Source organism: Flavobacterium branchiophilum FL-15, assembly GCF_000253275.1.
Lineage (GTDB): Bacteria > Bacteroidota > Bacteroidia > Flavobacteriales > Flavobacteriaceae > Flavobacterium > Flavobacterium branchiophilum.
The window spans coordinates 1819358-1832092 of record NC_016001.1; the positions used below are offsets into that span (position 1 = coordinate 1819358).

The 12735-nt window shown below is 30.3% G+C and carries 11 protein-coding genes; 6 read left to right on the top strand and 5 right to left on the bottom strand.

Annotated elements, in window-relative coordinates:
• Positions 1–119 precede the first annotated feature (119 nt).
• A complete protein-coding gene (locus tag FBFL15_RS07830) occupies positions 120–578 on the bottom strand; it encodes a hypothetical protein (protein WP_014084077.1) in 459 nt (152 codons plus the stop codon).
• 208 nt (positions 579–786) lie between these two features.
• Here FBFL15_RS07830 and FBFL15_RS07835 point away from each other — a divergent pair, with 208 nt between their 5' ends.
• The 4 genes from FBFL15_RS07835 to prfB all read left to right on the top strand — a co-directional run bounded on the left by FBFL15_RS07835 (position 787) and on the right by prfB (position 7413).
• Complete coding sequence (locus FBFL15_RS07835; protein ID WP_014084078.1) at positions 787–3687, top strand: class I SAM-dependent DNA methyltransferase; 2901 nt, start codon at positions 787–789, stop codon at positions 3685–3687.
• A 7-nt stretch (positions 3688–3694) separates the two neighbouring features.
• Positions 3695–4423, top strand: coding sequence for a hypothetical protein (locus FBFL15_RS07840; RefSeq protein ID WP_014084079.1), 729 nt, complete (start codon positions 3695–3697; stop codon positions 4421–4423).
• A gap of 354 nt (positions 4424–4777) precedes the next feature.
• A complete protein-coding gene (gene guaB / locus FBFL15_RS07845; protein ID WP_014084080.1) occupies positions 4778–6250 on the top strand; it encodes an IMP dehydrogenase in 1473 nt (490 codons plus the stop codon).
• Positions 6251–6317: 67 nt separating this feature from the next.
• Positions 6318–7413 (top strand): peptide chain release factor 2 gene (gene prfB, locus FBFL15_RS07850; protein ID WP_148267904.1). Its coding sequence is split into 2 segments (ribosomal slippage): positions 6318–6380 and positions 6382–7413, totalling 1095 coding nucleotides; the frame shifts between segments, so codons are not numbered across the junction.
• 40 nt (positions 7414–7453) lie between these two features.
• On the opposite strand, the gene FBFL15_RS07855 is transcribed toward prfB, so the two are convergent.
• From FBFL15_RS07855 to FBFL15_RS07865, 3 genes are all read right to left on the bottom strand, one after another.
• A complete protein-coding gene (locus tag FBFL15_RS07855) occupies positions 7454–8242 on the bottom strand; it encodes a polysaccharide deacetylase family protein (protein ID WP_014084082.1) in 789 nt (262 codons plus the stop codon).
• A gap of 36 nt (positions 8243–8278) precedes the next feature.
• Positions 8279–9625, bottom strand: coding sequence for an adenylosuccinate lyase (gene purB / locus FBFL15_RS07860; RefSeq protein ID WP_014084083.1), 1347 nt, complete (start codon positions 9623–9625; stop codon positions 8279–8281).
• Between the two features lie 93 nt (positions 9626–9718).
• The gene (locus tag FBFL15_RS07865) at positions 9719–10402 is read right to left on the bottom strand and encodes an SIR2 family NAD-dependent protein deacylase (protein WP_014084084.1); all 684 of its coding nucleotides are present in this window, start codon (positions 10400–10402) and stop codon (positions 9719–9721) included.
• A gap of 292 nt (positions 10403–10694) precedes the next feature.
• Between FBFL15_RS07865 and FBFL15_RS07870 the strand changes: the two genes are divergently transcribed.
• Together FBFL15_RS07870 and FBFL15_RS07875 are read left to right on the top strand one after the other, a co-directional pair.
• The gene (locus tag FBFL15_RS07870) at positions 10695–11357 is read left to right on the top strand and encodes a TrmH family RNA methyltransferase (protein ID WP_014084085.1); all 663 of its coding nucleotides are present in this window, start codon (positions 10695–10697) and stop codon (positions 11355–11357) included.
• Positions 11358–11457: 100 nt separating this feature from the next.
• Positions 11458–12015, top strand: coding sequence for a DUF1003 domain-containing protein (locus tag FBFL15_RS07875; protein ID WP_231847454.1), 558 nt, complete (start codon positions 11458–11460; stop codon positions 12013–12015).
• On the opposite strand, the gene FBFL15_RS07880 is transcribed toward FBFL15_RS07875, so the two are convergent.
• On the bottom strand, positions 11969–12724 hold the full coding sequence (locus FBFL15_RS07880; RefSeq protein WP_014084086.1) for a superoxide dismutase: 756 nt from the start codon (positions 12722–12724) through the stop codon (positions 11969–11971). The two genes, FBFL15_RS07875 and FBFL15_RS07880, sit on opposite strands and share 47 nt — an antisense overlap.
• Positions 12725–12735: the final 11 nt, after the last annotated feature.

The following is a 12735-nucleotide window of genomic DNA, read 5'->3' on the forward strand; positions in this document are numbered from 1 at the left end:
TTTGAAACAATTTCGCCACTTTTGTTGATAGATACTCTTGTTTTTTGTTTAAATCAATTACATAACAAAAAAATAAAGATAAGTAATATATATATTATTTTTTTTATAAAAAAGTAAATTTATTGATAGTTATACTTGTTTTTCTCAATCACTCTATTGATATAATGATGTACGTTTTCTATATTATTTTTTATTTTATCATTCGATAGAACTAAAAATCCTGCTATTTGATCGATATTCAAATGAACTTCAAAATGTAAATAAACAATTTGTTTAATTGTTAGTTCTATAAAATAATCATTCATCTGCAATTTTTGAATCAGCTCTATATCACCATTTATCAATTTATTTCTTTCATTTCTAGACAATGATGTGGTTAAATAAGGTGTTTTTACAGGTAATTTCCGAATAATATCAATAGATACTTCGCCATTTCCGTTGCAATAAGCACATTTGCCAGGCTCCCAACGCAATTCCATATCGAGTTTTCTAATAATATCCCAATCAAGCTGTTTTTTCCCCAAACAACGAGGGCAAACAATTTTTTTTGATGGAAATAAGCGACGCATTAAACTCATGTAACAATTTTTTTATGTATTGAAAAAATTCTTTTTATCGGCTTCAAATATAAAATTTATTTTTAAAAAATGAACTTTTATCTTAATAAAAATGAACATGATGACAAATTATTTGTTAATTCAAATCCAAAAATTTGGATAAACAAAATAGTATAATTGTTGTAATTTTTTCTTATTTTTGAAGCCTTAATTTTTCAACTTACAAACCATGGCACTCAATTGGAATGAAATCAAAGAAAGAGCGGTAAAATTCTCCAAAGAATGGAAAAATACCACCAATGAAGAAGCAGATGCGAAACCTTTTTTAGATGCTTTTTTTGAAGTTTTTGGAATACCTCGCAAGAAAATAGGAACTTTTGAACACCGTGTCAAGAAACTTTCTGAAGCGGATGGCTACATTGATATGCTTTGGAAAGGCATGATTCTAGTTGAAATGAAAAGCCGAGGTAAAAATTTAGACAAAGCTTTTGAACAGGCATTAGATTATACACACGGGCTGAAGTTTCATGAGTTGCCAAAATATATTTTAGTTTCCGATTTTGAAAATTTTCGTTTGTATGATGTGGAGGAACAAACCACACATACTTTTTTATTAAAAGATTTGGTTTTGAATGTACGGTATTTCAATCAAATGATTGGGTATCAAAAACAAATACTTAAGGAACAAGACCCTGCAAATGTGAAAGCAGCCGAATTGATGGGCAAACTCCACGACCGATTAGAAGAAATTGGCTATGTAGGACATCCGTTAGAAGTATATTTGGTTCGTATTTTATTTTGCTTGTTTGCCGAAGACACCACCATTTTTTTGAAACAACAATTTCAATACTATATAGAACAACGTACTTCAGAGGATGGAAGCGATTTGGCCTCTAAAATTCAGGAATTGTTTCAGGTTTTAAATACACCAAAAGACATGCGTTTTAAAAATTTAGATGAAGACTTAAATCATTTTCCTTATATTAATGGCAAATTATTTGAAGAAGTCTTGCCAGTTGCCAGCTTTGACAGTAAAATGCGTTTAGCCTTATTAGAATGTTGCTATATGGATTGGAGTCAAATTTCGCCTGCAATTTTTGGTTCCATGTTTCAAAGTGTCATGAATCCAAAAGAACGACGAAGCCTTGGAGCACATTATACCAGCGAAAGCAATATTTTGAAATTAATCAAACCCTTATTTTTAGATGAATTGTATGAGGAGTTTGAAAAATGCAGTCATGACCCTGCAAGATTAACTACTTTTCATAACAAATTGGTAAGTTTAAAATTTTTAGATCCCGCCTGCGGGTGTGGTAATTTCCTTATTATTACTTATAGAGAAATTCGACTTTTAGAATTGAAAGTGATTTTAAGTTTGCAAAAGCTAAATTTACGAGTTTATCAAATGGAATTTATAGATATTTCTATGTTTTTCAGAGTAAATGTAGATCAATTTTATGGCATCGAATATGAAGAATTTCCTGCTCGTATTGCTGAAGTGGCTTTATGGCTAATGGATCATCAAATGAACATGAATGCGGGTGCTGAAACAGGAAAAAGGATGCTTAGAATACCCCTTAAAAAATCAGCTAAAATAGTACATGGAGATGCAATGGAACTGGATTGGAATCAAATAATTTCAGAAAATAACATCTCATATTTTGACGCAAAAGATGCAGAAATTATTGTAAATTCAAAAGTAAACGAGCCCATCCCAAATTACGGCTCAGTAAAAATAAGAGTTGAAAGTTATAAAATTGTTGATGAATTTTCAGAAATAAAACCAGATTCAAAGTTTGATTATATCATTGGAAATCCACCATTTATTGGGTCAAATGTGATGACACAATTTCAAAGAAATCAAATTGTAAAAGTCTTTAATAATATTCAAGGTAGTGGCGTATTAGATTATGTAGCAGGCTGGTATATAAAAGCGGCTAAATATATTCAAGGCACAACAACAAAAGTAGCTTTTGTCTCTACTAATTCTATTGTTCAAGGCGAACAAACAAGTATTTTATGGGGACAAATGATTAATAAATATGGGGTTAATATTCACTTTGCGCATCGCACTTTTAAATGGAGTAATGAAGCAAAAGGTAACGCAGCAGTGTATTGTGTAATTGTTGGTTTCGCAAATTTTGATTCAATAAATAAAAGAATATTTGAATACGAAGACATAAAAGGCGAGGCCCACGAACTCAAAGTAAAAAACATAAATCCATATCTAGTTGACACAAAAAATTTATTAATTTCAAAAAGAACTAATCCAATCTGTGAAATTCCAAAGATGTACAAAGGGAGTCAGCCAACTGATGGTGGAAATTTTCTTTTTACTGAAGATGAAAAAGATATTTTTTTAGAAAAGGAGCCTAAAGCAGAAAAATATATAAAACCTTTAATTTCTGCTCATGAATTTTTAAATGGTGAAAAAAGATATTGTTTATGGCTAGTTGATGCAGACCCAAATGATCTAAAAAAATTACCCCTTCTATTAAAAAGAGTTGAAGAAGTAAGAAAAATGAGATTAAAAAGCACGAAAACCGCAACAATAAATTGGGCTACTAAACCTACTTTATTTACAGAAAATAGACAACCATTATCAAATTATATATTAATTCCTTCACATTCATCTGAAAACAGAAAATATATACCAATTGGCTTTATGACTAAAGATGATATATTAAATAATTCATGTTTTTCAATACCTGGAGCAAATTTGTTTCATTTTGGAATAGTCACTTCTTCAATGCACATGGCTTGGGTTAACTATATATGTGGAAGATTGAAAAGTGATTATAGATATTCAGCGAGTATCGTTTACAATAACTATCCTTGGCCTGAGAATCCATCTGAAAAACAAATTAAAAAAATTGAAGAAAAAGCACAACAGGTTTTAGATGTGCGAGCTTCTTTTCCTTCAAGTTCATTAGCAGATTTATATAGTCCATTAACCATGCCACCCACTTTAGTAAAAGCCCACAACGAATTAGACAAAGCCGTTGATGCCGCCTACAGCAAACAAACCTTCACCACCGATGCCAAACGCATGGAGTTTTTGTTTGAGTTGTATGAAAAATATACAGCGGGGTTGTTTGTGAAGGAGAAGAAAGGTAGAAAGAAAATTTAATTTAAATATGGAAATTAAAAAAATAATCGAAAATTTAATAAATAATTCATTGGAATTAGAAATGTCTATTAGAAATAAAAATGGAAATATTTTAGAAAATTCAAATTTATTTCTTGTTAATGGATTAATTAGAACAAATCACATTCTTAAATCTGTTAATAGTTTAATTGACAATTTTAATGAAAATAAATATGCCATTTACATATTATTAAGACCATTAATGTTAGATTATTTACTTTACTTTTACTTATTTCAAGAAATTGAAAAAGAAAATAATGAAGTTTTAAAAAAAGAAAAATTAGAAAAACTTTGTTTTGATTGTTTGCTTGACGGGATAGATAAATTATATTTAGATATTAAGAGAAGGTATGTAAATATAGAATTAAACGAAGCATTAAATGGTTTTCTAAATAGGTACCATTGGTTTATTGATGACAAAGAAGATTTGCTTAATTTATCATTTAAAAAACCTGAACTTATATTAAAAAATATTACTGCTTCAAATTTGTATAGTATGATAAATAATAAATCCAAAACTATAGAGAGTTTGTATTTTAATTATAATCTATTATCAAAATATGAGCATTTTACTTTTGTTAGCTTAGATCATTTGACTTCTAAAGATGGAAATCATGAAAGTATTATTAATGAAGTTGTGTATTTAGTAGATGATTTTTATAGGTATCTAGAATTATTGATATATAATGAAAACAAGTCAAAAGAAATTGAATTATAACTAACTAATATAATGAATAATGAAATAAACAGAAAATCTTTATTTAAATAAATAACTTTTTAGAACTAAAGAAAATGCTTTTACCTTAGAATATTAACAAATCCCTCCACCTTAAAATAAATTATTTTTTATAAAAAACTTTAGTACAAAATATTTTTAACAACTTATATTCTACAAATTAAAAAACCATGCAATCATTATTATAAATTTCAATACGCTGCCATTATTTTACAATATAAATCTAAAATTTATGCATTTGTTAGTTGAATTTAGCTAATTTAAAAATCAAAGCAAAATAATGCTTGATTTAAAAATTTTTATTTATATTTGCACGCAATTTAATCACAAATTGCAATGAACGCACACCTATCTAAAATTATCGGCGAAGGACTTACGTATGACGACGTATTATTAGTTCCAAATTACTCAAATGTACTTCCTAGAGAAGTGAGTATTCAAACAAAATTTTCTAAAAACATTACCTTAAATGTACCAATTGTGTCGGCAGCAATGGACACTGTTACAGAAAGTGCCATGGCAATTGCAATGGCTCAAGAAGGAGGTATTGGAGTTTTGCACAAAAACATGACTATTGCTCAGCAAGCTGCAAAAGTGAAAAAAGTAAAACGAGCAGAGTCTGGAATGATTATAGATCCTGTAACACTTTTGTTATCTTCGACTGTGGCCGATGCTAAAAATGCTATGAAAGAATATGGTATTGGCGGCATTCCAATTGTGGACGAAAATAAAGTTTTGAAAGGTATTGTTACCAATAGAGATTTACGTTTTGAAAAAAATAATGCCAGACCTATTCAAGAAGTCATGACGGCTAAAGACTTAGTTACCGTTTCGGAAGGGACTTCATTAGAACAAGCCGAGGAAGTATTGCAAGGATATAAAATAGAAAAATTACCTGTTGTTAATGCTGATTATCAATTAGTTGGCTTGATAACGTTTAGAGATATAACCAAGCATAATCAAAAACCAATTGCCAATAAGGATGTTTTTGGAAGGTTGCGAGTAGCGGCTGCAATTGGAGTAACTGGTGATGCAGTAGAACGAGCAGCAGCATTAGTAAAAGCGGGAGTGGATGCAATTATTATAGACACTGCCCACGGACACACTCAAGGCGTTGTAAATGTATTGAAAGACGTAAAATCAAAATTTCCTCAAATTGATGTTATTGTAGGAAATATTGCAACACCCGAAGCTGCCTTGTTTTTAGTAGAAAATGGTGCCGACGGCGTAAAAGTAGGCATTGGCCCTGGTTCTATATGTACCACACGAATTGTTGCAGGTGTTGGTTTTCCTCAATTTTCTGCTGTTTTAGAAGTAGCTGCCGCATTAAGAGGAACAGGGATACCCGTAATTGCTGATGGTGGTATTCGCTACACAGGCGATATTCCAAAAGCATTGGCTGCTGGAGCCGATTGTGTAATGCTTGGATCCTTATTGGCCGGTACAAAAGAATCTCCTGGTGAAACTATTATTTTTGAAGGTAGAAAATTCAAATCCTACCGAGGCATGGGATCTGTAGAGGCCATGGAAGGAGGGTCTAAAGACCGTTATTTTCAAGATGTTGAAGACGATGTAAAAAAACTTGTACCCGAAGGCATTGTTGGTCGAGTTCCATATAAAGGCGAACTCAACGAAAGTATGTTGCAATTTATTGGTGGATTGCGAGCAGGGATGGGGTATTGTGGTGCAAAAGACATTCCAACATTACAGCAAAATGGTAGATTTGTAAGAATTACAGCAAGTGGCATTAGAGAAAGCCACCCACATAATGTAACCATTACAAAAGAAGCACCAAATTATTCGAGGTAATTAGAAAATAGATGAAAAATTATATTTTTTTAAAAAGTTTATAAAATAATTAATTAACAAAATTTTAATGACAACTACCGAACAAGTTAAGGGAATTGTGGAACGCCTTGGGGCGTTGAGGAGGTATCTTTGACGTGGATGCCAAATTGATAGAAATCACAAATGAAGAGGAAAAAACACTTGCACCCAATTTTTGGGACAATCCAAAGGAAGCTGAAGCATATATCAAAACTTTAAGAAGTAAGAAAAAATGGGTTGAAGATTATGATAAAGCTGTTGTACTTGCGGACGAATTGCAATTGGCATTTGACTTTTATAAAGAGGGCGAATTGACAGAAGCAGAATTAGACGAGCACTATATGAAAGTTAACCATCATATTGAAGCTATCGAATTTAGAAATATGCTTGCAGACGAAGGGGACTCTTTAAGTGCTGTACTACAAATAACTGCAGGTGCTGGTGGTACTGAAAGTTGTGATTGGGCTTCGATGTTGATGCGGATGTACATGATGTGGGGCGAAAAAGAAGGCTATAAAATCAAAGAATTGAATTTTCAAAAAGGCGAAGCGGCTGGAATAAAAACCGTTACACTAGAATTTGAGGGTGATTATTCGTTTGGATACCTCAAAGGTGAAAATGGTGTGCATCGGTTGGTTCGTATTTCGCCATTTGATAGCAATGCCAAAAGGCATACCTCGTTTGCATCGGTATATGTATATCCGTTGGCAGATGATACCATCCAAATTGATATTAATCCAGCAGATATATCCTGGGAAACCATGAGGTCGAGTGGGGCAGGAGGACAAAATGTAAATAAAGTTGAAACTGCAGTAAGGTTAAGGCACCATCCTACTGGTATTATTATAGAAAATTCTGAAACAAGATCGCAATTAGATAATAAAACCAAAGCCATGCAACTTTTAAAATCTCAATTATATGAAATTGAATTAAAGAAAAAACAAGCAATGCGAGATGAGATAGAAGCCAATAAAAAGAAAATTGAATGGGGTTCACAAATAAGAAATTATGTAATGCATCCTTATAAATTAGTAAAAGATGTACGCACTCAAGAAGAAACAAGTAATGTGGATGGGGTAATGGATGGTGAAATAGATCATTTTTTGAAAGCTTATTTGATGATGATGGGACAAAAACAAGAATAAAATCAAAAACTCGATACTGTAATTTATAGTATCGAGTTTTTTAATTCAAATCTTTAAATGTATAAAATTTCATATTGTTTTTTTGTACATACTGACAAATATAAACTAATGTTTTCAAATCAACTTCGTATTTACCTTTAACAGCTTTTACGGGTTTGTGTGCATATAATATTAATATTTTGTTATTTTTTTTTGCAAATGCTAATAATTTTTCAAGATATGTAATGCTAAATTGAGGGTAAAAATCGTCAATTCCCCAACCTAATACCAATCGTGAGGCATAATCATTATAACAATTTTGTCTTTCAGGTTCAAAACTAGCATAAGTTGTACCTCTTAATATCTTAAATTTTTGATACAAATTTTTATCTAAAATTTCATTTCTTTCCCCATAAGGATAAGAAAAAGAGTGTAATTTTAAATTATTCTGTCTAAAAAAATTTTGCATCGGTAAAATTTCCAAATTCATATACGAAGCAATAGAATGGTTTTTCAAATACAATGGTGCTTTGGTATGTAACCATCCATGCCCCGCAATTTCATGTCCATTTTGTTGAAATTTTAACAATTGAATCAATTGCGGATATTTAATTTTATTTATTTTACTTACAAAAAAAGTAGCTTTCCAGTGGTAATTTTTCAAATAGTCATCTGCCATTTGCCATTCAGCTACATAATCATCATCAAAACTCAATACAACACCAGCTTGAGGTATAATATTTGTAGTTTTTGATTGATTGTAATTCATTTCTGCATAAAATAAAAAAACGAGCAAAATCAAAAAACAAAAACTCAATAAAGCCCAAAATTTAGAAGAAATTACATTCATTTAAATAAAATATTTTGTAATATACTAATTATAATTTTATATACCTGTAAAATTACTTGGAGAAATATTTAAAAGAGTCGATTTAATTTCGTCTGAAACTTCTAATGTATGAATAAATTCATGAATAGATTGTTTTGTAATCGTTTCATTAGTTCTGGTTAATCCTTTTAATGCTTCATAAGGATTTGGATACGCCTCACGTCTTAAAATTGTTTGAATTGCTTCAGCTACAACAGCCCAATTTTTTTCTAAATCTTCTTCAAATTTAATTTTGTTCAATAATAATTTATTCAAACCTTTCAAAGTAGATTCAAATGCAATGATGGTATGGCCTATAGGTACTCCAATGTTTCTTAAAACGGTACTGTCTGTTAAATCTCGTTGCAACCTAGAGGTAGGCAATTTTGCAGCTAAATGTTCAAATATTGCATTTGCTATACCTAAATTTCCTTCAGAATTTTCAAAATCAATAGGGTTTACCTTATGAGGCATGGCAGAGGAACCAATTTCGCCTGCTTTGATTTTTTGTTTAAAATAATCCATCGAAACATAGGTCCAAATATCTCTGTCTAAATCTATAACGATGGTATTGATGCGTTTTAAAGCATCGAAAAATGCTGCAAAATGATCGTAATGTTCTATTTGTGTTGTAGGAAAAGAATGATGTAAACCTAAGTTTTCGCTAACAAATTTTGTACCAAAAGCTTTCCAATCTATTTGAGGGTATGCCACATGATGGGCATTATAATTGCCTGTGGCTCCACCAAATTTTGCCGCAAAAGGAATGTTAAAAAGCAACCGCAATTGTTCTTCGATACGAGTAACAAATACCGCAATTTCTTTGCCCAAACGGGTAGGAGAGGCGGGCTGTCCGTGAGTTCTGGCCAACATTGGTATAGATTGCCATTCGATGCTCAACTCTTTTAATTTAGCAGTTAATTCGATTAAAAGTGGTAAATAAACCTGTTCAAATGCTTCTTTTGTTGATAGAGGTATCGCAGTATTATTTATATCTTGCGAAGTTAAACCAAAATGAATAAACTCTTTATATGCACCTAATCCATGTTTTTCAAATGCTTCCTTAATAAAATATTCTACAGCTTTTACATCGTGATTAGTAATTTTTTCAGTTTCTTTAATCCATAATGCATCTTTTGTAGAAAAATTAAGGTATATATTTCTTAAATCTGAAAAAATAGTTGAGTTAATTTCCTTTAATTGTGGTAATGGTATTTCGCATAATGCAATAAAATACTCTATTTCTACTTGAACTCTATATTTTATTAAGGCTTCTTCCGAGAAAAAAGGAGCTAAATTTTGGGTTTTATTTCTATATCTGCCATCAATCGGCGATATGGCATTTAATTCTGTAAGAGATGTCATTGTAATTGTTGTTTATTTTCAAAGCCCAAAGATAATTAGTTTTTTGAATAAATGGGTTGTATTTATCGAAAACTAATTATCAAATATTGAATGTTAATTTATTAATATTTTATATAATTTTTCCATACCAACTGATGCTTTTTCTTTAATAATATATACATCATTAGGCAAATCATACATTTCAGCAGGATTTGGATCAATATAATATATTGTAGTATTTGCACTGGCATATTGCATCAAACTAGCTGCTGGATATACTTGCAACGAAGTACCAATTATAACCAAAATATCGGCCTTCTCTACTATTAAGGCTGCTTTTTCAATCATAGGAACGGCTTCGCCAAACCAAACAATATGGGGTCGTAATTGATGACCATTTGAATCAGTATCGCCCCAATTCAAATCGTCATGCCAATCTAAAACTACATTAGCATGTTTTGTGCTTCTAACTTTGGTTAGCATGCCATGCAAATGTATTATAGCACTACTTCCTGCTTTTTCATGCAAATTATCAACATTTTGTGTGATAATTTCTACATCAAAATGATCCTCTAAATCTTTTAATATACTATGAGCCTTATTCGGAAATACACTGTTCAGTTGTTTCCTCCTTTGATTATAAAAATCCAAAACCAACTTTGGGTTTTTTTGCCATCCTTCTGGGGTTGCCACATCCATAACATTGTGATTTTCCCACATACCATCACTATCTCTAAAGGTTTTTATGCCACTTTCTGCACTTATTCCTGCTCCTGTGAGTACTACTATTTTTTTCATTTGCAAATTATTAGATGTATTGATTATTTTCAATTTCAAAAAGTTATATTCTTTATTTACAGTATTTTGCGTTTGGGATAGTTGTGGAAATCCTTTTTTGAGGCTTTTTCTGCCTCAAATAAGATAATTTCACAATATTTCATTTCATTTGGAATTCAATGAACGTTGTTTGCAACGGATAGCCTACCCCTTGGGTTACGCCAAAAAAACATTAATTATTGGCTGTTTTATTTAGAATTTAACTCCCTAAAATTAACCATTTTTTTTAATTTTGCCAAATATTTTATAAATTATGATTGATTTAGATTATTTAGCGTATTTAGAAACTTTTTTGACAGAAAATAGAAAAGAAAATTTTTTAAAAATATTAAAAAACCGTACTAATCATTTTACAGTTGCTATTGAAGATGTGTACCAACTCCACAACACTAGTGCTGTAATGAGAAGTTGCGAAGTATTTGGTGTACAAGAACTTCATGTCATAGAACAACGATTTGGAAAATCAATTGATAGAGAAATAGCCATGGGAGCTCAAAAATGGGTTGATATTTATAAATATGAATCACAACAAACGTGTATTGAAACACTACGAAACAAAGGGTACCAAATCATTGCTACTACGCCACATGAAAATGATTGTTTATTAGAGGATTTTGATATTTCTAAACCAAGTGCATTATTTTTCGGAACTGAGAGGGCAGGTTTGTCAGAAGAAATAATAAAAAATGCAGACGGTTTTTTAAAAATTCCAATGGTTGGATTTACAGAAAGCTTAAATATCTCTGTTTCAGCTGCTATAATATTACAAAATTTAACATCCAGATTGAGAAAATCTACTATTGATTGGCAATTAAACGAAGCTGTTTTGTTAGAAAAAAGACTCAATTGGACCAAAAATTCTATAAAAGACATCAAAAGAATTGAAAGCAGGTATTATAATGAAAATATAAAATAATTTGATATCATGTTATATTAATTCTTATATTTGAATATCATAATTAAATAAAATAGAAAATATAAATATAAAAGAATTTATTAAAGAAGAACAAAAGCAATTGAAAAAATTGCATGATATTGTAAAAAAATCTATTGATGCTGAAGAACTGATTATTCAAAATTTAATTCATCCGCCATTAGAAAAACTAACAAAAGGACAAAAAATATCTGACAAAGTAGCTCAATTTGGTGGAAGTTGGAATTTCATAATTTCTTTTTTTCTTCTTTTAATTGTATGGATTATATTTAATGTTTTGGCTAAAGGTTTTTATAAATTTGACCCATATCCTTTCATATTAATGAACCTTATTTTATCTTGTATAGCAGCACTGCAGGCACCAATTATTATGATGAGTCAAAAAAGGCAAGAAGAAAAAGACCGTAAAAGAAGTGAAAATGATTATTTAATCAATTTAAAAGCGGAAATGCAGGTTAGAAGTTTAAATCAAAAAATGGATTTGTTACTCGAAGAACAAATTAAAACACTTTTTGAAACACAAGAAAAACAATTTTTATTATTGAAAGAATTAAATGATAAATTAGATTATTTGAAATTCATGCAAAAATTGTTTATTTTAAACTTTCTTCGTAATTTCTTGCAATATTTTCCCAATTGATGATATTGAAAAAAGCATCAATATATTGATTTCTTTTATTTTGATAATTCAAATAATAAGCATGTTCCCACAAATCAATTGCTAAAATTGGTTTTCCTTTCACAATAGCATTAGGCATTAATGGATTATCTTGGTTTTGGCTATTTACCACTTCTAACATTCCTTTTTTTGTGATTATCAAAAAAGTCCAACCAGATCCAAATTGTTTTGAAGCACTTGACTTAAAAACTGAAGTAAAATTTTCAAAAGAACCAAAACTTTTGTTTATTGCCCCCGATAGGGTATCCTTTGGAATTTGATTTTTTTTACCACCGATAGATTCAAAATACAAATTATGGTTGTAAACGCCACCTAAATTATTTTTTAAATCTTCATTTTTAACATCTAAATTTATTAATAATTCTTCTAATGATTTTGTTTGATTTTCAGTATTAGCAATAGCTTTGTTTAAATTATTAAGATAATTTACATAATGTTTCGAATAATGGATTTCCATTGTTCTGGCATCAATACTGGGTTCAAACGCATCGTAATTATATGATAATTTTAATAATTTGAAAGTTCCTTCTACAGCATTAACATCATTTGGATTACCAATCTTAGTGGTTTCTTGAGCTGTGGGCAACGGAACTTCAACAACTTCAGTCAATTTTTTTTTATGACATGATTGTAACACTAACAAACAAAAAAACAATTTTAATATCTTCATTTTTTTTTTAT

What these genes read in the sequence shown, in the direction of transcription:
- FBFL15_RS07830 (WP_014084077.1), bottom strand. Translation starts at nt 578, where the DNA reads ATGAGTTTAATGCGTCGCTTATTTCCATCAAAAAAAATTGTTTGCCCT.
- FBFL15_RS07835 (WP_014084078.1), top strand. Translation starts at nt 787, where the DNA reads ATGGCACTCAATTGGAATGAAATCAAAGAAAGAGCGGTAAAATTCTCC.
- FBFL15_RS07840 (WP_014084079.1), top strand. Translation starts at nt 3,695, where the DNA reads ATGGAAATTAAAAAAATAATCGAAAATTTAATAAATAATTCATTGGAA.
- guaB (WP_014084080.1), top strand. Translation starts at nt 4,778, where the DNA reads ATGAACGCACACCTATCTAAAATTATCGGCGAAGGACTTACGTATGAC.
- FBFL15_RS07855 (WP_014084082.1), bottom strand. Translation starts at nt 8,242, where the DNA reads ATGAATGTAATTTCTTCTAAATTTTGGGCTTTATTGAGTTTTTGTTTT.
- purB (WP_014084083.1), bottom strand. Translation starts at nt 9,625, where the DNA reads ATGACATCTCTTACAGAATTAAATGCCATATCGCCGATTGATGGCAGA.
- FBFL15_RS07865 (WP_014084084.1), bottom strand. Translation starts at nt 10,402, where the DNA reads ATGAAAAAAATAGTAGTACTCACAGGAGCAGGAATAAGTGCAGAAAGT.
- FBFL15_RS07870 (WP_014084085.1), top strand. Translation starts at nt 10,695, where the DNA reads ATGATTGATTTAGATTATTTAGCGTATTTAGAAACTTTTTTGACAGAA.
- FBFL15_RS07880 (WP_014084086.1), bottom strand. Translation starts at nt 12,724, where the DNA reads ATGAAGATATTAAAATTGTTTTTTTGTTTGTTAGTGTTACAATCATGT.